The following is a 22,341-nucleotide window of genomic DNA, read 5'->3' as shown; positions in this document are numbered from 1 at the left end:
TATGCTTGAATAAACTGGCTATTGTTTCAAAACCGTAGAGGGGTTCACCCCGAACATATCCATAAAAGTGCGGCTCAGATGGGCGGTGTCAGAAAAACCTGCTTCGTGTGCGGCCTGGGTAAGAGTCATGCCCGAAAGCACTGAGGTAACAGCTACGCGCATCCGGCACCAAAGAATAAAAGGGCGTATCGGAATGCCGACTTGGGCTTTGAACAAATGTGTGAAGCGACTGGTGGAAAGGCAGGCTATCTCCGCCAGCATTTCCAGGCTAAACTCATGTGTGGTGATATGAGAGCGAATAAAGTCTGTAGCTGTCTGAATACGGTCGTCAATCAGGTTAAGAGATTTGATTGTTTTTATAAATTTCGAAGGTATGTGGCCCTCGGTAAACGTTTTTCTATCTGCTTCTGATATTCTGTTCACAATGGACTGAACAGATTGAGTAGGTTTAAATGCCGTCAGAATTGCGTTTGCCAAATCGGATTCCGGTTCAATAAAAATAAAGGCTGCTTCGCCCGTGGTTATGGTTTGATGGAGTTGGTCGGGTAATACTACTGCGGCCTGCGAAGTGAAGGTATTTCCAAAAGCGTCTGCGATTTGTATTTCACCTTTCATACTTACAATTACCTCCAGGGCGTGGTGTTTGTGCCTATCAGTATGGATAGCAGGACTGATGAAGGTTGCATGGTCGTCAAAAATCTGAATGTGTATCATGGTATAGGCAGGACTACACCTTCAACATCCGCGCATTGATAGCAACTACTACCGTACTCACGCTCATTAACACGGCACCCATTGCAGGACTGAGCATGACTCCAAAGTTATATAAAACACCTGCGGCCAGTGGTAAGGCAATCACGTTGTAGCCAGTTGCCCAAATAAGATTTTGAATCATTTTCTTGTAGGTAGTTTTTCCAAACAAAATAAGATTCACCACATCTTTGGGGTTGCTGTTCACCAACACAATACCAGCCGTTTCGGCAGCAATGTCGGAACCAGAGCCTACGGCAATGCCAATATTGGCTTGCGCAAGTGCGGGCGCATCGTTTACTCCATCACCCGTCATAGCTACAAATTCACCTTTCTCCTGAAGCTCTTTAATCTTTTCCAGCTTTTGATGTGGAAGTACTTCGGCCATAAAGCCGTCCATGCCCAGCGATTCGCTTACTTTTCTGGCCACCTCTTTGTTGTCACCCGTGAGCAAAAACGTTTTGATACCGTTGGCACGAAGTATTTTAATGGCTTCCGGAGATTCTTTTCTAATTTCGTCAGCCAGAGCAATCACTCCAGCGACCCGATTTTCAATCACTATATATACAACAGTTTCGGCTTCGGAGGATGCCGGTGGCTGAATGTTCATATCATGCTCTTTCAGGTAACCGGGGCTTACTACCCTAACCTGTTTTCCACTCCAGTTGGCCCGTATGCCTTTTCCAGTTATCGCATTAAAGTCGGAAATGGCAGGCAACGAAAGTTTGAGTTCCTTCGCTTTTTCCACAATACCGGTTGCAATAGGATGTTCGGAGTTTTGTTCGAGTGCTGCCGCGATAGCCAATACCTCATCACTATTGTAAGATTCACTTAATGAGTCAAACCTCACCACACTAAATTTACCAAGTGTCAGCGTACCGGTCTTATCAAATACCAAGACTGTAATCTTTCTGGAATTCTCAAAGGCCGTTCTGTTTTTGATTAATAACCCACTCTGAGCACTAATGGCAGTTGAGCGCGCAACAACCAACGGAACAGCCAGGCCCAACGCGTGAGGACAGCAAATTACAATTACCGTAACCATACGTTCCATCGCGAAGGCTAAATCTTTGCCTAGACTCAGCCAGACAATAAACGTTAACGCACCCGATACCAATGCAATGATGGTAAGCCAACCCGCTGCTTTATCAGCCAGCAGTTGCGTTTTGGATTGACTTTGTTGTGCATCCTGTACCAACTTAATTACCTGTGCGAGATAAGAGTCTTTACTTCCATGCGATACCTCTACTCTAAGTGATCCGTTACCGTTGATAGATCCAGCAATTACTTTATCGCCTTTTGATTTCTCTACTGGCTTTGATTCGCCTGTGAGCATGGATTCATTCAGGTAGCTATTACCCTCAGTGATGATTCCATCAGCAGCAATTTTTTCACCCGGTTTAATGAGAATAATATCCCCTGTTTTCAGGTCTTCTGTTTTCACTTCCGTGATGTGCTCGTCATGAATGAGGTGCGCTTCCGAGGGCATAAGCTGCACCAACAGTTCCAATTCACGCGATGCACTCATAATGGATTTCATTTCGATCCAGTGCCCCAACAGCATGATGAGAATTAACGTGGCCAACTCCCAGAAAAAATCCATGCCGGGTAAACCCATGACGATGGCCACGCTATATACATAGGCAACCGTAATCGCGACCGCTACCAGTGTCATCATGCCCAGCGATTTTGATTTCACTTCATCCTTTAAGCCGTTGAGAAATGGCCATCCGCCATAGAAGTAAACGATGGACGAAAGCAACATGAGTACATTCGAAGACCCGGTAAACATCCAATCTACCCCCAACCAATGTTGAATCATAGGTGAAAGTGCCACGATAGGTAGGGTCAGCGACAAGACGATATAGAATCGTCTTTTGTAGTCGTCAATCATTCCGGCATGGTGGCCGTGGCCTGAATGACCCGAGTGTTGATGCTCATGCTGCGAATGCTTTTCAACCTTCATGTGCGGATGTGCGTGTTCACTTTCATGTTGTACATGATGTTGATGATCCACATGTTCCTCTTTTGAATTTGAAAGCGGAACCAAGTCCATTCCGCATTTCGGACATTTGCCGGGTGCGTCCTTCACTACTTCCGGATGCATAGGGCAAGCAAACTGCTGATTTCCGTGTTGATGTTCCATGTACTTTATATTATGGATGGCTTATCATTATCGTTCCTTTTTTAAATCGTACCTCATCCAGGTGTCCCATCTTTTGTCTGTCGGATGTGATCAGGTGCATGTGTAGGTAAGTATCGTGGTGTGTGAAAATGCCTTTATGCGCTGTTGAAAAGAATCCTACTATCTCAACAAGCTGGTGTGCTAATACAAAATTCCTTTGCCCCTGGTGAGCCTCGTCCGGAGAAGTTACCGTTGATCCTTTTGGCAGATTGACGACATGGATGGTAGCTTGTTCAATCTCCCCTGTAAATCGGAACAGAAATGGACGGTTTTGTTTTTTGGTAGTGCGCTCAAGAAATTGCTCCAACTGTTGAGTTGACTGAATACTGTCGGGTAGCATTACTTGTGTCCAGTTCATAATATTTGCGTACGCAAAAAATGGGGCTTTTATCGCATAGGTTTCTTCTACGTTCATAGTGGAGTCGGTTAGCACCGTTGATCTATAAGCCTTTCCATCAATAATCAAGATTTCCCCTGCTAAATACTCAACCGGCCCAAGTCCGAATAAATGTTGTTTGTTCGATAAGGTATCAAGATCAATCGTGCCTGAAAGCTTGCCTTTCCACATGACTTCTTTCATAGCGCCCACAACCTTTACATTGCTTACCACTTCTTGAGCTGATGCATTGCTCCAGAAGAAAAATAACACAGATGCCCAAAGAGTTCTTGAACTAGCACTCATCATATTGCTACTTAGTAAGTAATACCAACTTTACAGTCATATCCACATCATCGTAGACAAGCTTGTCGCCCAGGTTTTCGAAGAACGATTGTGAACCAAACTTCACGTCATACTTACTTCGGTCAAACACCAATGTAGCTTCGGCAATAGTTTGATTACTCATCGTATTGATCTTTGCTGTAAACGTAATCGGATTTGCCTTTCCTTTTATAGTGAGATCTCCGGTTACCAGGTATTCGGTTGCTGATTTGGACTCTGCTTTGGTAATTATAAATGTTGACTTTGGAAAACGTTCCACGGAAAAGAAGTCTTCCGACTTCAAATGATCCACCAACCGCTTGTTTGATTTCGCATCTGTAATATCAACACAGTTAATGCTGGCCATGTCCATTTCAAAAGTACCACCTACCAATTTGTTTTTACTAAACGTAAGGTGACCGGAAGACAGTTGTATGTTACCATAATGTTCTCCGCCTAATTTTTTACCTGTCCACTCCAGTTTGCTTTGCATCAGGTCAATATCAATCTTTTCAGCAACATTTTTTTGCGCCACCGAAGCAAATGACACAGCGGTAATCAGGGTAATCAATACAAATTTCATCGTTCTACTTTTTAGATTTAGTTGCCCATTCAGCGCTCAGTTTTTCGTTTGCCGCAATAATCTGATCAAGTTTTTTGGTTACTGCCAAGTCAGTAGATGCTTTCAACGTTTTCAAAGCCGATGCATAATCATTCATAGCGGCTTCAATCTTAGCTTGCAGTTGTAGATATGAGGCATCCTGCGCTTTACTGTTAGCCACTTGCACCCAGGCATAAGCCTGCTTCAAATCCTTGTTGTTGTTGAAATAGTAGGCGCTCGATTGATAGAAAAGACTTGCACGATCTTCTTTCTTTACATTGATCCGATCATTGATTTCAGCCATCACCTTTTCGTCCACATTCATTTTGATGGTGATCTTCACCTGGGTGTTCTCCCATAATAGAAACAATCCGGCTTCGTCTTTTGAAAGATCATTTACTTCAATGGTGAAGGTCTCATAATAGCGAGCAGATTTTTCCGGCTTGACTGCAAAACGAACGAGGTCTTGCTCTTGCGCATAATCGGAGGTGCCATGCATTTCAGCAATCTTGTTGATTATGATTGTCCACTCATTTTGATTGGGAATGGTGAAGAGAGAATAGGTGCCAGCAGGAATGTCGTTGCCGTTCAATTTTACAGCTTCCGAAAATCGAATGGTGGTGGCATCATGCGCACCGGTTCGCCACATCTGACCGTACGGTTCAAGACCACCAAAGATTACTCTGCCTCGTGCGCTGGGGCGGGAATATTTTATCTCTACTTCTCCAAAACCAATCTGCTGCTTAAACTCGGCATCCGGACTGACCGGTGGGATATTAAGCTGAGCATTCACTGTAGCGGAATGTAGAATTGCAATCGTGAGCACTATGATAATTCTTTTCATGTTGGTTAGTTAAATTTATTTAGCAAAAATCTTTTTAAGCGTGCGTGATGAAATGGTGTACAATACAAAGCCTGACAGCACCGTAAGTAGACCGAATACCGAAAGTATCTTTAATAACCAGTTATTAAAGTTGTCACGTCCAGCATAATCCATCGTGTGGAACATCCAAAGAAAATCAAATGCGCGCCATTGGTCGTGACGAATAGATTGAAACGTTCCTAACTCTGCACTTACATATACAGTGCAATCAGGGTTCTTGAAACTTACTGCCCAGGCAGGTAATGGCTTCTCGCGGTATTCGTGATGACCATCGGTCTGCTGTAAGTATTCCACTTCGCTCACTTCGCTCACTTCTGCACCCTGCACCACTTGTTCTTTGGCTACAGCAATTCCTTCCTCTTTAGTCAATGCTTGTTTCAGTTCACCTGTGGCCGCATCGGCCAGAGCATAATGAAGGTGATGATGCATTCCCGCACCCACATGGCCGGAGAAATAGGCAATCTGGTAAACGGGTTTGTCGAGAACGCGAATGAGGTGAATGGAGTGAATTGAATCAACGGTTTGTGCTTGCTTGAGTTTGTTAATGGCGTCAGTGGGCGCTACTGTCGAAACATTAGCAGAAAGAAACGCAGGTGATTTTCGCAGGTGATCGCCATGTACACTGTCAATGTCGCTCCAGCTAAAAAAAAGTCCGCTGATTGTCCAGCCCAGGAACTGAATGCCAATGAATAAACCAAGGTAACGGTGAATTCTGCGGATGAACAGATTTTTATTTTTGATCATAAATATGTTGAGGTTTAATGATGATGCTCCATTTCCAAAAACTTGCCTTGTGGTCCTATACCTTCAATGTGTACAAGCTGTGCACCATAATGACCAGCATGTGCAACGCAGTAGGCTGAGCTAGCCATTACCAAAGCCACAACCGCTAACGCCCATCGCTTTCCAGAGAACAAAAAGAGATTAAGAGCTTGAAGAATGAATGCAATTATTCCGAGGTTGATTGTCCAATCCGCCCAAAGATCATGTTGTTCCAAGACCAACTTGGCGTGTTCGCTTATGCCGTGTGTATGCGGATGAAAATTTTTACTTGCCAACCAGGCGGTTAAAACTCCGGCAAAGAGAATACCGGTAACAATCCAAGAGATTTCGCGCTTCATCATGAAAACATTCACCAACTGAATAGCCGCTGCTATAATGATAAGAGCAATGGCGAAATGAACGATCAGCGGGTGAATGGACGGGAAGTCTTCAAGGTCGGCTGTTACTTTCTTTTCATCGTGCGCCATGCCCTCGTCATGATGATGAACCGTGTCTCCGACAACATGTTGCTTTGCCATAGCTATGGAGTCGGCTGTTTTAACAGAGTCTTTTTTGTGCTTCTTGCCGCCATGTGCCAGTGCAACTGACAATGACAGCAACAGAATTACGGTACTTAAAAGGATGGTTTTCATAGGTAATTGGTTAGGTGTGGTGGTTTACAGTCTTAGCAATCTTTTCTAAAATGTGATGACTATCACCAAACTTGCAGAGGGCATCACAATGCTCGCGTAAGTCGGAGAACAAAATGTATTTTATTTGAATGTTGGAGTTCTTAATGGAAGGTCGATTCAATTGAATCACCACTTCCTTTTCCCTACTATTAGGCAGGATAATAAATAACGAAGTTTGATGATTAGTGAACGAGAAGGCCAAGTCGCTCAACCGCAGGATGCCTGAATAGATAGACGTGCTCTTTTCTACTTCAAACGCACAAACAGGTTTGTTGGTACTTTTTTCAAACCAGATAACGTCTATAAGTTGAACCGTGCCAAGCGTTTCCTTGTCCAGAGGAAGTTTCGGAAATTCATTGAGACTGATGAACGAGAAGTTTACTTCTCCATAACATTTTCCTCTATCGTTGGCGGCAGCGATGGCATCGTAACCCAATGCTTTACCTACCTTCAGCAGGTGATACTGCATTTCGGTATGCAGGTCTTTTTCATGCTTTTCGCTTAATACTTCTTTATGGCGCTTATCGTATTGCTTCAACAGTTTGGCCTTCTCCTCTTCCAACAACACCTGCCCTTCGATGATGATATTCTTAGAACCGATTTCGAACAACAATCCAGCTATTGCTCCGAGGTCGTTTGACAACTGCGCCTTGTTTTCAGCATTGGCTTTCATAATAACCTCGCGCATTTTCAGGTACTCAGGCCAACTTCCCAGTTTCTTATTATCGCGAAACAGGTAATTGAAACCGTTCACGATAGCAGTGTTAAAAGGTGGAATGATGGTGGGATGCAGGAAATAAAGAATGCTGGCAACAGCCGGGCCAAGTCCTTTTATTTTTAGTTCATCGAGTTTGATAATTTCCCGGATGAGTTGCTCCTCTTTAGTTGCATATAAGCAGTTTTCCAAAAATTGTCCGAATGCTCTCTTGTTTTGTTGGTTCTCATAAATATCCGGTATGCGCATTTTTGGTTTCCAATAAAAAGGATGCGCAGCGCCTTCGAACACCTGCTTTTGTTCAGTGATGGCTGTGAGTACAAACTCAAGGGAAGAGCCCTTGAAGTCATTTCCAAACTTTTCATTTTTAATATCATCAATCACCTGCAACACGCCCCGCCTGATGGCACGAAAGGCTTTCAATCGTTCTTCATTCCCAACAAACCACGTGTTATAGACCGAAGCGGGGTCGTCTTTGTATTGGCGAATAATGCTATTGAAAAGTTTTTGTGTTTCCATCATGTATGCTGGTTCGTTACACTACTTTGGCTTTACTCGTGTCCAAATCTCTGAATCGCTAATCCACCGAAGACCTTTATAGCCTGTTACCTTAAGAGTGTTCGCATCTTTCAATATGAGATAACCTGATGACTTGTGGCCATGCCGTGGCTCAAACACGGTGCCGTTGTTCCATTCCTGTTCTTTTGCATCGAAAACAAAATCTGTAAGAATTAGCGTGTTTAGTTGCGCAGATTGCTTACTATCTTTTATCCAAATGATTTTTCCAAAGTATTTTCCCTGCTCTGTGTAAATCGTTAGACGGGCTTCACCGTTTTGGGTGAGCCACTCACCAACTATCGCTTCACCACTTTGAGCGAAAAGGTCGAAAGAAGCAGTCGTTATTAAGGCAATTAAAAAATACTTTATCATGGTGTGTAGAGTTTAATAAATGCAAGGTGATTCTCCTTCGATTCGAAGTAGCACACCTTGCCGGATTTGTCGGGGTGCAGGCAGATAAAGGCCGTTGCCTTGTTGATACGCTTTTTGCTGATGGGGTCAATGGCATAGCGTTCGCCTTCGTTTGACTGAAGGGCTGCTATGCATTGATGACTACAAGCATAGTATGTGCCACCCAGATTGGGCACCACCATTTGTATATTCCCGTCCATAAATGCATCGGTAGACATACAAACCTTGTTGGGTTCAATCAGTTCATCAGTATCTGGCAGCGATGCTTCATAACCCTTTTTTATCTCAGTATCTTCTTTCTCATAGTTATAAATGGCAACCACTGCCCAGGTTAAAGGAAAGGCTAATGCCACCGCGCCAAGAGAATTGAGAAGAGTGTTTATCCTTTTTTCCTTCTGGCGTTTACTGTTCGTTGCCTTCTGTTTGTCTGGTTTAGCCTTCATTTACTTTTAGTAATGGTTACGGTTTGCGCGATGAGTTGTGCATGTGCACAATTTTCCACACGCCATTTTCTTTTTTCAGAAAGGACGAAGCCACACCTTTTCGTTTGATTTCGGAGTTGTCCTTTTTCAACACAATCGTGTAGTTATAGATCTCCACGGCAAAAGCATAATCACCAGTAACTGTTACAGTCACACTGTAAGGATCAAATTTGAAGGACGCAAAGTCGCCTAACTCAGGGCCGATATGATGGGCGAGATAATCCTGATACGTGCCCTCTACTTTTCCGGATTCAATAATCTGGCTGTTGGCGACAAACAACACGTCTGTCCCTTTTACATCCAATTTTTCAAGAGCGTTTTTATAAGATGATAAAACTTCTTTTACTTTTTGCTCATCGGTCTGCGCGAAGACGAATCCAGAAAACAAAAGCAAGACAAGTGATACAAATAGCTTTCTCATAGTTGATTCTTTACGGTTATTGAATCGTTTCCTTCACACTGCCGCACTTTAACATCTTATCACCGAAGTAGGGATTCTTGATCTGCTTTTCGTTTGATAGCCAGTAAGCGCCTTCGTTACCATTGGCCATTGGGCAGTATTCTAAATACAATGCACCTGTCGAGAGTTGACCGCCTTTAACCAGTGTGGCCATTTCGTTACTTACCGTACTAAATATCTGACGCTGTTCGTCTATAGCATTTGTACTTGCCAGCTTTGTTGTTGCTGCGAGTGCGTCATTAGAGCCTTTAACGTCTCTTAGTGACTTCTGAAGTTCGCCAGCTGCTTTTTTTGCCTCATCGGCATTGGAGGCCACCAAAGCATCTTTCACTTTTAAATACAGTGTGTATGCAGTACCGAGTTTAGCATCCTTGAAAGTTGCTGTTGTTGTTTGTGCTTTGCTCTGATCGTGACCAGCATGGTCGTGTTGTGCGAAAGCCATTGTACAGCCTAGTACAAGTGCGAGTGTTATCATTTTAGTTTTCATAGTTGTATTGTTTAAGTTGTTTTAAATGATTTCAAAATTCAGCATCATACCATCATCCTCATGTTCCAGGTTATGACAATGAAAAACAAAGACTCCGGTGTAAGCGGGAAAGGTCATAATTACACGAACCTTTTCTCCTGGCATTAACAGTACTGTATCTTTCCAGCCCTTTTCAGTCGCGATCAGATTTCCTCTGCCACCCGTCCGTTCCAATATTTGAAATTGTACGCCATGTACGTGCATGGGGTGAATTTCATCACCCATCCGGTTATCGAATTCCCATATCTCTGTCGTGTTGGCCTGAACAGTTTCATCAATTCTATCCATCTCAAAAGTTTTGCCTCCGATGGAATGCCTGCCCATACCTCCATGCCCTCCCATGCCACCGACCAGCGCAGCAATATCGAATGTGCGGGTTGTAACTGCCGAGGCAATAGGAATGTCGGTTATTGTTGAAAGATTTGTAGGAAGAGTAAATGCTGGTACAGTCGCTTGCTTCACCACAAACTTCATAATGTTGTATTGTTGTCTGCCTTGTGCATTATATTGACTGAACTTTTTACTCAGCAGGTATACCGATTGACCGAGTGCTAACCCCGAAAAATCAATCAACACATCGGCACGTTCTCCAGGTGCCAGCATGAGAGTGTTTACACTTTCAGGTCTAGTAAGCAATCCTCCATCGGCACCAATCACATGGAAAGACATTCCGTTAGAAAGGGCAAGGTTAAAGACACGAGCAGTTGACCCATTTAGCACCCTTAATCGGTGCCAACCCTTTGCTACATTTGTATATGGCGCATGAATTCCATTAACAATTATTTGTTCACCCAAATACCCTGTCATGATTTCATCTTGACTTGGTGAATAATCAAGGGAAGAACCAGAGAAACGTTTATCCTGAATAATAAGAGGAATTTCAAAATCGCCAGTCGGAAGATTGAGTGCAGCTTCTTCACTGTCCGTCACAATAAACATTCCGGCCAACCCCATGAACACTTGCCGTGCAGTAGCTTCGTGTGGATGTGGATGATACCAATACGTTCCAGCACGTTGATTAATGGGAAGGGCATAGGTGAATGAACCACCTGCTGCAATCAAATCCTTTGGGTGGCCATCCATATCCTCTGGCACAATCAATCCATGCCAATGAATATTCGTCTCTTCTCCCAAATTGTTTTGCACCTGAACGCTCACTGTTTCGCCACGTGTAGCTTTTATGGTGTTACCCAACAAGCCATTTCGATAAGAGAGGATGGAGGAAGAAGAACCATTAAGTATCTGTCCAGTTGTTGTCTGCACAATTAATTGTGTATTACCTTCTACAGCTACTGGTTTGAATAAGGGTTGAGTAAAACTACCTTCGACAATCCAGTTAGCCTCACCCATCATATCTTCTTCGGTATGGCAGGCACTAAGTAATAACGATGAACCCGCCCATGCTGTCACGACTGAAAGTCCGGTCTGTTTGATGAATTCTCTTCTTTTCATAGAATAGATTGATTGGGTTTTTGTGCACTGAAAATTCGTACAGTACCCACCATTGTTTTGAATACTCCTACTTCGTCTACTTTTGGAAAGCCTGTTTCGCGAAGAGTAGCAGGCAATACATTTTTTACACTGTCTTGCGTAGTCTCGAAACCATCTAAAAGCTGAATTGTATAAAAGCCAGTTCGCTGCAATACATTAGCGGGCTTGGCAAAATCTGCAATGTTCACTGTGCCTGAAGGTTTAAGTACTCGAAAAATCTCTTTCAAGGCACTGTATTTTTGTATTAAGGTGAGGTGATGAAAAACTAGGCTTGACATAACTTTATCAAAAAAGTTATCAGGGTAGGGTAGCCTACCTCCATCGTAAAGTTTCGCTTCAATGGTTAGTCCGGCTCCCGTTACTTTCTTCTTTGCTATTGAGAGAATTTTCTCATCGATGTCTACACCATAAAACTCTGAACGGGTATGTTTTAGAGCAGCCATAATGGATAGTGTTAACGATCCGCAGCCAAAGTCAAGCACTTTATCATTTGCTTGAAGATTCATCTGGTTGATCAATGCGTTTTTAAACTTTCGTTCCGGCATGGTTAGTTGAAGTACAGGATCGTAAATTCGAGTCAGCCAATCATACTTGAGAGCAGGTATATAGTTTTTACTATCGGGCATACCAGGTTGTTTTAATGTTACTTCAACTTTTCTTTCACTTCTCCACACGTAAGCATTTTGTCACCAAAATACGGGTTGCGGATTTTGTCGTCATTACTCAACCAAAACGCACCCTGGTTGTTGAACGCCATCGGGCAAAACTCATAATAGGCATTAGTGCCACCTAAACCGTACGCCTTAATGCTCTTGTACAGATTATCAGAGAGTGCGCTAAATCCTTCTCGCTGAACTTCAATGTCATCTGTTGCCTGAATAGACTGTAGTGATGCGTTAAGTCCGTTTACGAAGTTCATCCAGTCGTTATGTGCAGCACCGGTCAGTAATTTCATATCAACCTTACCAATAGTGGCTAGTGTAGTACCTGCTTCTACTTTTATCTTGTTAACATCAGATGAAACTAGGGCTTCCTTTAGTGTGATATAGGATGTAAACACGCCAGCTAATTGCTGCTGAAAAGCGACATCTACTGTAAACGTTGGTTCGGCTGCTTCTGCATAGTTTGATGTGCTGGATACGTGTTGTGTGCTGTCTTGGTGTTCATGCGCATCGTGATTGTGTGCATCGGCTGATTCTTTTTTACTGCCGCAATTGATTAAGATAAATGAACCAGCAGCAAATAGAAGTGAAGTGAGAATTGAATTTGTTTTCATAGTTGTTGGTTTGTTAAATGATTAATTAAGGTTTAAAAATTTAAATTGACTTAGAGCGGTGATAAGGATAATGACGGAAATGATGAAATAAATGCCACGCCTCGCCCATTTGGCAATGCGGTTAGGTCTATTTTCATATGCTGGTTTACAACACTCCTTCATATTATTATCTAATGCGTATGACCAGCCATCGGGTCTGTGCCTTTTTTTAAAATCAATTCTGAATACAGCAAGTATGCACCACTAACGGCAACAATTTCATTTTCCTCAAGACCAAATGTGATTTCCACTTGCTCAAAATTCTCCACACCAATTTTTACCATTCGCGGCACGAAGGTGTTTTGTTCGGATTGTACATATACATGTGTTCCATTAGCGTCTCGTATAATGGCGTCCACCGGAATGGTTAGTGCTTTACGAGATGAGTGCGTGAAGAGTACCTGTGCCTGCATACCTGGTTTGAAGTGTAAATCTGAATTACTCAAAGAAGCACGCATTACTGTGATTTGTGAATTTGCATTGTACTCTGGACTCAAGAAATTTACTGTTGCTATTATTGATTCTGATTCAAATCCACTAACACGAATACTGATTTTGTCACCAATTTTAATGAAGCGTGTTTCGTTTGGATAGAGTTCCGCTTCAAGCCACAAAGAAGTAAAGTTCTCAATACGGTAGAGTCGGTCACCTTCATTTACATACTGACCTTCGGCCACAGCAATCTCTTCCACGACTCCACTTGTTGGTGCAAGAAACGTGATGCGTTGCTGCACGGATTTGGTTGTTGTCAGTTGTTCCACCTGTTTCTTAGTGAGACCGTAAAGAAAGAGCTTGCTTTCGGCTGCTTTTAAGAAACCTTCGTAACGCTTTTCCACTTTGCCGAGTGTTTCATATTGTTCTAAGGCCAAAAGGTATTCTCGCTGAAGAGTCAGTAAGGTTTCGCTGTAAATCTCATAAAGTGGTTCACCTTGCTTTATTACACGGCCAGTCTCTTTGATAAAAAGCTTTTCGATTCTACCTGTTGTGCGGCTGCTGGCAATGGTTGTCTTATCTTCATCTACTTTAAGGGTGGCATTTACGACTAACGTTTGACCAATGGGCTTAACAGACACTTTTTGTGTGGTGATGTTGGCAAGTTTTATCTGACTTTCGGTTAACATCAAACTATTATCATCTCCGGTACTGGACGTCATTGGAACTAAGTCCATGCCGCATACCGGGCATGACCCTGGCCCCTCTTGCACTACGTTAGGATGCATTGGGCAGGTGTATTTTGTTTCAGTACTTTCCTCCGCGACAGTATGATTTTTGTGGTCTTCTTTTTTCTCGCTCGTACAAGCAGAGAGAATAGCGCCAGTCAAAAAAATATATACTCCAATCTTTGTCATGGCTATTTCGATTTTATAAAACTTTCACTGTCTATCATATACTGTGCATTTACTGCTACTTCATCTGATGAAGCAAGCCCCTGCTTCACTTCGATTAAATCATTGGTGCGAATGCCTGTAATGATTTTCTTTGGCTTAAACACCCCCCGCTCTTTTACAAAGGCAATTTTTTCCATACCCATATCAAGTATGGCTTCTTTTGGCAACCACAAGGTTTCACTGGTTTGAAATTGTAGTGTGGCTGAAACCAACTGACCGATGCTTAGTTCTTCGGTATTTCGTACATACACTCTCACTTTTACAAAGTCCTCACCGTCCGAAAAGAATGGCTGAACAAAATCCACTTTTGCTTCTTCGATTTTGTCATGACCCATATCAAGCAAAATTTTGTCGCCCGATTTTACAGAGCCTGCCTTCGAGATAGCTATGTTAAGTTCTACACGAAGGGCTGATGTATTGACAACATTAAACAAAACCTGACCTGTGGTTACATAGCTGCCTTCCCGAATCAAGTCACCATTAAGCTGTGGGCTGGATGGCGCTGTAGCCTGTGGAGTGGAGCCCATACCAGCATCGCCCATGCCCCCGCCCATTGACGATACTGCTGAGGTAGATGCCGTGCTTATTGCTGGCGCCTGTTGATTTATACTGATTACATAACCATCATAGCCACTGAAAATGGAGAACGTATATACCGCTTCTTTTCTGGCAATAATTTCATTCACTTGATTTTCGGAAGCTCCCAATAGAAGCAACTTGTTCTTGGCTGATCGAATCAATTCTTCATTGTTTTTATCGTTTTCCGTCAGGTACAGAAGCTCACGTTGTGCAGTCAGCAGTTCGGGACTATAGATGTCAGCAACTTTTTGACCTTTTCGAACAGATTGAAACGGATACTTCAAATAGACTTTCTCTAACCGGCCACCGATACGTGCCGGAATGTTATACACGTAGCGTGTGTCGTAGGTAACAACACCCTGTGCCTGTACAGTGGCTGCCACTGACTTATACTCAGCTTTCACTGTTTTGATAGATGCTACAACCACTTCGTTGGGCGATTTTATTAAACGCGCCAGGTCTTCGGTTATCTCTACCTCTTCGCCAGGTCTTGCTTTACGCACCAAATCCATACCACACACAGGGCATGTGCTTGGTCTGTCAGACACTACTGTCGGGTGCATAGGGCAGATGTAAGTATCTGCATTCTCTGCTTGCTTATCACTTGAACAGGCTGTCGCAAGCAACAGCAACATAATTGACAATTGACAAATGATAACTGTCAATCTATTTCTCAAGTTCTTTTTCATAGGCTACTATCATGTTATAGTACTCTTCCATTTTTTCAAGGTATTGCATCTGCGCCATGTTCAACGCCTCCCAAGCATCGATTACAATAGGCAGTTGTTCACGGTTTTCTTCGTAGGCAAGCATCAGGGTTTCATAGTTCCTTCGAAGTGCCGGTATGATCTTAGTATTGTAATTAGTCAACTGTTCCTGCATCCTGTTCAATTGTGCGGCCATGCCAGCTAACATTCCTTGTGCCTCAATCAATATGGCCTCACGACCGCGCTTCATCGCTTCGATGTCATATTGCATTCCGCGTGTTTCCGACTTATACATTTTGGATGACCACGGAGCAATGGGTATAGATACCATTGCCATTGCCGTGAACTGCGTTGGCATGTTGCCCAATGGTTGCATGTGATCGAAGCGAATTTTAAAATCAGGCTTCGCTTGTGATTGTTGCACCTTTTGATTGAACCTCATGGCGTCAATCGTTTTATTGATTTGCATTACATCACTTCGTTGATTACCAAGCGCAGCAGTATCATACATAATCTGATCAGCGTTAAATGAAATTTGGGTAGCCGTATCTACTTGGATGGGAGTATCATGTGGTATACTCATGAGTCCTTTCAACCGAAAACGCTTTTCCTCAATCTCACCAAGTGTCATGGTTTGCATGTTCTTCACTTCATATAAGCGACCTTCTGCTTTATAGATGTTTCCCAAACTTCCTTGGTTATATGGATAGCGGATTCGCGAAATCTTTACCATTAATTCCATGATGCGCTCATTCTCCTTTAGGATACTCATTTTCTTTTCGGAGACTATCCATTGGTAGTAGAGCGATTTTGCTTCTGACCTAAGCATGTTGAATTGCTTTGCCCGACCCTGTTCTTCCACCGAAGCCCGCGATGCGAAATAGTTTTTGTTTGCATTCAATTTGGCCGGGTTAGGGATGTCTTGTTCAAAAGAAATCATCACCGAGCCTTTATCACGTTCGTCCATTAACAACTGGCCTGGATAAGGTGTCATAAACGTACCCGCACCTACCATTGGTGCCATCCAACTTTTTGCACCTTCCGTGTACGTGTTTAATGCTTTCACCTTGTTGTCATACTCCTGGAGCATGGGGTTGCGTAGGTCGATGGTACGCAATACACTGTCCAGGCTAATCACCTGAGCATTGCCCGTGGTGACTAACCCGAAACAGAGCCCTGTAAACAGTTTTGCTATTTTAGTGATGGACTTCATAGACTTCCATTTTTCCGAATTTTCTGAGTTCATATTCTTTAGTCATCAAAAAGATGAGTGGGGTTACGAGCAAAATGTGGGTAGAGGATGTGAGCACACCGCCAATCATGGGTAACACGATGGGTTGCATTACATCACTGCCCACACCCGTTGCCCATAGTACAGGCACCAGGCCAAACAAGGCCACGCATACGGTCATTATTTTTGGACGAAGGCGCTTTGCGGCACCAGCAATTACATACTCCTTCAATTCTTCCATTGAAATGGTTTCGCTAGAGTTACCCCGAAGTTTCACCAATTGTTGCATAGCATCGTTTAGATAGATCACCATCACCACACCTGTCTCCACTGCAATACCAAATAGGGCAATGAACCCAACGGCCACGGCCACAGACAAATTCACACCGTAGAAGTAAACCATATAAGCTCCACCAATCAAAGCAAAGGGCACGGTAATCAAACTGAAGAATGCCTCGCGAATGGATTTGAAGGCGAGGTAAAGCGAAACAAAAATGATAAGTAGCACGATGGGTAAAATCATCATTAATGTTTGTTGCCCCCGAATCAGGTTTTCATATTGACCACTCCATTCTACATAGTAGCCATTTGGCATAGTCCCCATTTTTGAATTTAGGGTTTCAACAGCCTCCTTCACTGTGCTGCCCAAATCACGGTCACGTACATTAAAAAGCACAGCCCCGCGAAGCATGGCGTTTTCGGAGGTAATCATCGGTGGGCCATTTTCAAATTTTAGGGTAGCAACAGAAGAAAGTGGAATGGTTCCTAAAGCAGGCGTTTTAATAGGTATTCTATTGAATTGCTCAATGCTGTTTCGATAATCTTGCGCAAGTCTTACGCTAATGGAAAATCGTTGGCGACCCTCAATAGTTTGGCCGATGGGAGAACCGCCAATGGCAGATTCTACAATCATGTTTACATCGTTCACGCTTAATCCGTAACGACCAAGTGCTTCGCGATTAACGTCAATCGTCAAGTACTTTCCGCCTGTTATAGGATCAACATATAAATCTTTTACTCCTGGAATTCCTTCTAACGCAGTTTTTACTCGCTCTGATAAAACATAGATGCTGTCAAGATTTTGGCCGTATACCTTCACTCCTACATCGGTACGAATGCCCGTAGCGAGCATATTAATGCGATTGATGATAGGCTGTGTCCAGCCGTTTACAACCCCTGGTATTTGCATCTTGGCATCAAGCTCATTAACAATATCCTTTTTGGTTATACCCTCACGCCATTCTGATTTTGGCTTAAGCATGATAATGGTTTCGATCATGCTGATGGGTGAGTTATCAGTCGCAGTGCTGGCACGCCCTGCTTTGCCCAGAACCTTGTCAACTTCAGGCACGGATTTGATAATCTTATCCTGCACCTGAAGAATTCGTTTAGCTTCTTCATTTGAAACATCGGGTAATGTTACAGGCATGAACAATATGGATTGCTCATCCAAAGGAGGCATGAATTCTGAACCGAGGCTCATCAACAGCGGAACACTTACCAACAAGGCAAGTATGTTGATCCCAATCGTTGTCTTGCGCCATTTCATACAGGCACGTATGATGGGTTCGTATATTCTTTCGAGAAAGCGGTTAATGGGATTCTTACTTTCATCTGCGAACTTCCCTTTCATAAAAAAGGAAATGATAACAGGTGCCAATGTTACTACCAGCAGCGCATCTACTAACATGATAAATGTTTTGGTATAGGCGAGTGGATGGAATAATTTACCCTCCTGGCCAGTGAGCATGAATACCGGAAGAAAAGATGTAATGATGATAATGGTTGAATAGAACACCCCGCGAGAAACCTGTTTGCTTGACTTTTCTATTATGTCAAGCCGTTCCTGCTCATCAATTTTATTATAGTTGCGTGAAAATAATTTTTTAATCATAGCTTATTTCTTTTCTTCTGGGTTCAGTTCAGCAAAGCGATGCGATAGGTTTTTGTAGGAGTTTTCGGCCATGATAATTCCATTATCTACAATAACACCAATAGCCAACGCGATACCCGTTAAGGACATGATGTTGGAGGTAATGCCAAAAGCATTCAGCAGAATGAAACTCGTAGCAATTGTAATGGGAATCTGGATGATGATGCTGGCAGCACTCCGCCAATGGAATAAGAAGATGATAACTACCAAAGACACTACAATCATTTCTTCAATGAGTGTGGTTTTGATTGATGAAATTGATTCTTCAATTAGCTCACTGCGATCATACACAATATTGAACTTCATACCGTTTGGGAGTCCTTTCGCCACTTCGTCCATCTTTTTCTTCACTGCTTTAATCACCTCATCGGCATTTTCGCCATAGCGCATAACCACAATGCCCCCAACTACCTCTCCCTCTCCATCTTCATCAAAAATACCGAGACGTGTTTCACCTGTCATTTGTACAGTAGCTACATCTCGTACTTTTATTGGTGTTGCGTTAACTGTTTTGAGCGATATGTTTTCAATCTCCTCTACAGACTTGAGGTAGCCTGTGGTTTTGATGATGTAACCGATGTCATTGATTTCGAATTTACGTCCACCCGCTTCGTTGTTATTATTGCGCACTGCCTGAATAACCTCAGGTACTGAAAGATTGTAGTAGATGAGTTTGTTAGGATTGAGCGTTACCTGATATTGTTTTTGAAACCCACCGAAGGAGGCTATCTCGCTGACACCCGGCACATTCTGCAATCCGAATTTTATGTACCAATCTTGTAGCGCGCGTTGTTCGCCTAAATCCAAACCTGGTGCATCTAGTGTGTACCATAGTATATGGCCAACGCCAGTTCCATCTGGACCAAGCGTGGGTGTTACTCCTTGTGGTAACAAGCGGGTAGCATAATTCAGTCTTTCCAACACCCTCTCTCGTGCCCAATACACATCGGTTTCGTCATTGAAAATCACATAGACAAAACTCATCCCGAACATGGATGAACCGCGTACATATTTAACCTGTGGCAGACCTTGTAGATTGGTGACCAGCGGATACGTAATCTGGTCTTCCATAATCTGGGGGCTGCGTCCCATCCATTCGGTGAAGACAATCACCTGGTTTTCGGACAAGTCAGGAATAGCATCAATTTTATTGACGCGCACTGAATAAATTCCCCAGGCAAACAAGCCAATGGCAACCAACAATACGAGAAAGCGGTTGCGAAGGGAGAATGAGATTAATCCTTCAATCATGATGTAGAAACTTAAGAGAAATTGAAAATCAGGAGCCGCTTAGTTAAAAGACGGACATAGAAAGAGCAGATAGCTCTTAAAAGGGAGAGAAAATCAAATCAGGAAAACCTGGTGCGCAACCGTCAGGTCACACGCTCGCAATGGAGTGTCGTAATTGAAGTGTTTTACCTTCGATAAGTAATTAACAGGGATAATCTCTGAAAGAATGATAGCAGGGGAAGCAAGAGCTACAAAAGAAATTGAAGGGACGCTTACTTCTGAGTAAGAAGCATTGAAATCCTCGCCTTCGTGAACGATTGCTTCATCATCGCAGCAAGGAGCTTTTTCATGACGGTGGCAAGGAGGAAGGTTTCTTTCTTTTTCGCAGCCTTCCGCTTTAGAGAACAACGCAATGTTCTCAATCTTGCCACTGCAAACATGCATACCCACCATAAAACTGGTGGACGAAATGAACACCAGTAAGGTAAGTGAAACAGATGCTATGGAGCGAATGCTTTTCATGGCTTGCCAAATGTAACGGATTTTTCTTGGATTTGGGTTTATATAATGCTGGTAAAGAGTTATACAATTTCTTCCCACGTCTACAACTTTACCAAAAAAGTTTAAAAGCAGTTTAATTTCCGGCTTTTTACTACTAAAAAGTATTCCTATCAACCCCCTTTAACTTAATCCAACAATATTCAACTAAAATCCAACTCTATTTCAAGAATGTCCCACCGAAAAGCCTATAAGGCAGCAGGGAGTTAAATCGTATATAATCATTCACAATGTTTCACAATCCTTTAAAAGCCTTAAGGGTGATTATTGTCGCTGTCGATATTGCTCCCAAAACAGAAGAAATGAAAGTGAAGGAGGCAAGCGAGACTAAAAAAGAGGAGGTGTTTATTTTAAGACCCCTTAACCACAAGCAGTTAGCACAAATGTATGGTGTGAGTTGGTTGACCTTCCAGAATTGGATTAAGAAGGTGGAAAAGGAAGTGGGAAAGAAAACAGGGCACTTTTACCATGTGCCCCAAGTGCGAAAAATCCTTCAACTTTTCGGGATACCAAAGAAAATCAACGTTTCCGTTAATGATGTGGAGGACTTATTTAAGTCAGATAACTAAGATTTCTTGAGTTGTTCCTTTAGCAGCACCATGTCGCCCTCCAGTGCATTAATTCTTTCATACAATCCGGAAGGTTCTGGTGCTTGGCGGGTGAGTTTGATTTTGAATTTCCAAACCTCCTTAATATTCTCAACAGGTAGGGGAAACGTTGGATACTGTGGGTCTTTGTTATCCGATTTACAAATAATCACGCCTCCTTTATCTAGGTAGTTCAGACAACGTTTCAGTACTATATTATCAACCTCCTGGGCATTGTTTACCAAAATGTAAACGAAGCCGTCTTTAATTTCTTCCAGTCTCTCAACATATTCACCAACCACAATATCTCCAGGAAAAAATCCTGTACGATCAGCTAACATGCTGTATCCGCTTACCTCAAAAGCACGGTACGTTCCATGATTCAGACCAGGAAGCCAGAAGGTTGGAAGATGCTCAATGTATTCAGGTTGCTGCGCTCCTTGCAGGTATCCGGCCTGTGCTTTAATTGGAACCAGCACGATGTTATCCCTTCCAGTTTTATCTACAGTAGTAACTAAAGTTCTGACGGTAGATACAGTCATTTCTGCCGACCTTTTTCCCTTTGCATGTCCTACTAGGTTGTCCCAACTTGTTGAGTAATACTTAACTATCTTATCAATTGACTCAAGGGAGGGGTACATTTGGCCACTTTCGATCTGCGATACTGCTGAACGGCTCAAATCTACCGGAGCTCCAAATTCTTCCTGAGAAAGGCCTTTTTCAAGTCTTAAAGCTTTAATTTGGTTTCCTACGACACTCTTTGTCAACATATATTTATTTGTTTAGCATCTCTTGACAATATTAGTAAGTATTACTTAACATTGCAAAAGCAGCAAGGAAAAATAGAAACAAAGTATATGAAGCGAGAGATTACAAAAACCGAGGAAACCGGACACAAACCAGAAATTTTCGTCTTGAGACCATACAATCACAAGCAACTGGCCGACTTCTACGGGGTATGTTGGTTGACGTTTCAGAGATGGGTGAAAAAGAATGAAGACCAGATCGGAAAGAAGACGGGTCACTTTTACAGTATTAACCAGGTACTTATTATCTTCAAGATATTTGGTATGCCTAAGCGATTCAAAGTCTCGTTGTCAGAGGTAGAGGAGATGTTTAAGGCTGCGTGAAATTATGGAGCATGATTGCAACCCTATTGCACTGTTTTTTCGTTTAGATTTGCACTGTGAGAGTAATACGCTTTCTTTTCGCCATGTACCTTATTGCGCTGTCGGTTTATCCGTGCAGCGATAAGGAAACGTGTGCAGATGAGTTAAAGACAAGCAGTATCGCTGTAAATGTGGCCGACCATAATCATAGTGATAGTGAAATGGATTATTGTACGCCATTCTGCATTTGCTCCTGTTGTGCTGCCAATATTCAGCTCAATCACTCTTCTGAAATTACTTTTGCAAACCTGGTTCATAACACACAGTTAGCAACGCTGTACTTCGATAAGGCTTTTCTTAATAATGCAAAAGCAATCTGGCAACCGCCTAAACTTGCATAATACTTCCCTTACGGAATGACGTCCCCGTTATTCTGACAATCTGATTTTTACATTTTAAAGTTTGCGCTATACGCAAGACAAGGCATC

General features: G+C 42.8%; 22 protein-coding genes and 1 pseudogene. 2 read left to right on the top strand and 21 right to left on the bottom strand.

Annotated elements, in window-relative coordinates:
• Positions 1-18 precede the first annotated feature (18 nt).
• From ACO1XM_RS10255 to ACO1XM_RS10160, 20 genes and pseudogenes are all read right to left on the bottom strand, one after another.
• On the bottom strand, positions 19-714 hold the full coding sequence (locus tag ACO1XM_RS10255) for an AraC family transcriptional regulator (protein ID WP_486228536.1): 696 nt from the start codon (positions 712-714) through the stop codon (positions 19-21).
• 13 nt (positions 715-727) lie between these two features.
• The gene (locus ACO1XM_RS10250) at positions 728-2,896 is read right to left on the bottom strand and encodes a copper-translocating P-type ATPase (protein WP_486228534.1); all 2,169 of its coding nucleotides are present in this window, start codon (positions 2,894-2,896) and stop codon (positions 728-730) included.
• A gap of 10 nt (positions 2,897-2,906) precedes the next feature.
• Positions 2,907-3,617: an acetolactate decarboxylase gene (locus ACO1XM_RS10245; protein ID WP_486228532.1), complete on the bottom strand. Its 711-nt coding sequence runs from the start codon at positions 3,615-3,617 to the stop codon at positions 2,907-2,909.
• 7 nt (positions 3,618-3,624) lie between these two features.
• Positions 3,625-4,218: a YceI family protein gene (locus tag ACO1XM_RS10240; protein ID WP_486228530.1), complete on the bottom strand. Its 594-nt coding sequence runs from the start codon at positions 4,216-4,218 to the stop codon at positions 3,625-3,627.
• A 4-nt stretch (positions 4,219-4,222) separates the two neighbouring features.
• Positions 4,223-5,080, bottom strand: coding sequence for a DUF2911 domain-containing protein (locus ACO1XM_RS10235; protein ID WP_486228528.1), 858 nt, complete (start codon positions 5,078-5,080; stop codon positions 4,223-4,225).
• Between the two features lie 15 nt (positions 5,081-5,095).
• On the bottom strand, positions 5,096-5,863 hold the full coding sequence (locus tag ACO1XM_RS10230; RefSeq protein WP_486228526.1) for a PepSY domain-containing protein: 768 nt from the start codon (positions 5,861-5,863) through the stop codon (positions 5,096-5,098).
• Positions 5,864-5,877: 14 nt separating this feature from the next.
• Positions 5,878-6,534 (bottom strand): DUF2231 domain-containing protein, encoded by a 657-nt coding sequence (locus ACO1XM_RS10225; RefSeq protein ID WP_486228524.1) that lies wholly within the window; start codon positions 6,532-6,534, stop codon positions 5,878-5,880.
• 10 nt (positions 6,535-6,544) lie between these two features.
• Positions 6,545-7,810, bottom strand: coding sequence for a hypothetical protein (locus tag ACO1XM_RS10220; RefSeq protein WP_486228522.1), 1,266 nt, complete (start codon positions 7,808-7,810; stop codon positions 6,545-6,547).
• Between the two features lie 18 nt (positions 7,811-7,828).
• A complete protein-coding gene (locus ACO1XM_RS10215) occupies positions 7,829-8,218 on the bottom strand; it encodes a DUF2147 domain-containing protein (RefSeq protein WP_486228520.1) in 390 nt (129 codons plus the stop codon).
• On the bottom strand, positions 8,215-8,700 hold the full coding sequence (locus ACO1XM_RS10210; protein ID WP_486228518.1) for a hypothetical protein: 486 nt from the start codon (positions 8,698-8,700) through the stop codon (positions 8,215-8,217). Before ACO1XM_RS10210 ends, ACO1XM_RS10215 begins: the two co-directional genes overlap by 4 nt.
• A gap of 16 nt (positions 8,701-8,716) precedes the next feature.
• Positions 8,717-9,160, bottom strand: a complete 444-nt coding sequence (locus ACO1XM_RS10205; protein WP_486228516.1) for a YybH family protein — start codon at positions 9,158-9,160, stop codon at positions 8,717-8,719.
• A gap of 16 nt (positions 9,161-9,176) precedes the next feature.
• Positions 9,177-9,686 (bottom strand): DUF3347 domain-containing protein, encoded by a 510-nt coding sequence (locus ACO1XM_RS10200; RefSeq protein WP_486228514.1) that lies wholly within the window; start codon positions 9,684-9,686, stop codon positions 9,177-9,179.
• A gap of 21 nt (positions 9,687-9,707) precedes the next feature.
• A complete protein-coding gene (locus ACO1XM_RS10195; protein WP_486228512.1) occupies positions 9,708-11,177 on the bottom strand; it encodes a multicopper oxidase family protein in 1,470 nt (489 codons plus the stop codon).
• Positions 11,174-11,842 carry a class I SAM-dependent methyltransferase gene (locus tag ACO1XM_RS10190; RefSeq protein ID WP_486228510.1) on the bottom strand — a complete coding sequence of 223 codons (669 nt, stop codon included), beginning with the start codon at positions 11,840-11,842 and terminating at the stop codon, positions 11,174-11,176. The genes ACO1XM_RS10195 and ACO1XM_RS10190 overlap by 4 nt, the downstream gene beginning before the upstream one ends.
• 17 nt (positions 11,843-11,859) lie before the next feature.
• Positions 11,860-12,492 (bottom strand): DUF3347 domain-containing protein, encoded by a 633-nt coding sequence (locus ACO1XM_RS10185; RefSeq protein WP_486228508.1) that lies wholly within the window; start codon positions 12,490-12,492, stop codon positions 11,860-11,862.
• 170 nt (positions 12,493-12,662) lie between these two features.
• On the bottom strand, positions 12,663-13,880 hold the full coding sequence (locus ACO1XM_RS10180; RefSeq protein ID WP_486228506.1) for an efflux RND transporter periplasmic adaptor subunit: 1,218 nt from the start codon (positions 13,878-13,880) through the stop codon (positions 12,663-12,665).
• Positions 13,881-13,882: 2 nt separating this feature from the next.
• Positions 13,883-15,187 carry a heavy metal-binding domain-containing protein gene (locus ACO1XM_RS10175; RefSeq protein WP_486228504.1) on the bottom strand — a complete coding sequence of 435 codons (1,305 nt, stop codon included), beginning with the start codon at positions 15,185-15,187 and terminating at the stop codon, positions 13,883-13,885.
• The gene (locus ACO1XM_RS10170) at positions 15,165-16,418 is read right to left on the bottom strand and encodes a TolC family protein (protein ID WP_486228502.1); all 1,254 of its coding nucleotides are present in this window, start codon (positions 16,416-16,418) and stop codon (positions 15,165-15,167) included. Before ACO1XM_RS10170 ends, ACO1XM_RS10175 begins: the two co-directional genes overlap by 23 nt.
• Positions 16,402-19,620: pseudogene (locus ACO1XM_RS10165) on the bottom strand (efflux RND transporter permease subunit). The gene ACO1XM_RS10170 and the pseudogene ACO1XM_RS10165 overlap by 17 nt, the downstream one beginning before the upstream one ends.
• Positions 19,621-19,713: 93 nt before the next feature.
• Complete coding sequence (locus tag ACO1XM_RS10160; protein ID WP_486228500.1) at positions 19,714-20,121, bottom strand: HYC_CC_PP family protein; 408 nt, start codon at positions 20,119-20,121, stop codon at positions 19,714-19,716.
• Positions 20,122-20,387: 266 nt separating this feature from the next.
• Here ACO1XM_RS10160 and ACO1XM_RS10155 point away from each other — a divergent pair, with 266 nt between their 5' ends.
• Positions 20,388-20,726, top strand: a complete 339-nt coding sequence (locus ACO1XM_RS10155; RefSeq protein ID WP_486228498.1) for a hypothetical protein — start codon at positions 20,388-20,390, stop codon at positions 20,724-20,726.
• On the opposite strand, the gene ACO1XM_RS10150 is transcribed toward ACO1XM_RS10155, so the two are convergent.
• Entirely contained in the window at positions 20,723-21,514 is a 792-nt protein-coding gene (locus ACO1XM_RS10150) for an XRE family transcriptional regulator (protein ID WP_486228496.1), read from the bottom strand. The genes ACO1XM_RS10155 and ACO1XM_RS10150 overlap by 4 nt on opposite strands.
• A 416-nt stretch (positions 21,515-21,930) precedes the next feature.
• Here ACO1XM_RS10150 and ACO1XM_RS10145 point away from each other — a divergent pair, with 416 nt between their 5' ends.
• A complete protein-coding gene (locus ACO1XM_RS10145; RefSeq protein ID WP_486228494.1) occupies positions 21,931-22,254 on the top strand; it encodes a DUF6660 family protein in 324 nt (107 codons plus the stop codon).
• The last annotated feature ends 87 nt before the right edge of the window (positions 22,255-22,341 follow it).

It is taken from the genome of Chryseotalea sp. (assembly GCF_057350905.1).
Note: the sequence above shows the minus strand (reverse complement) of the source record. Positions and strands in the feature narration are given on the sequence as shown.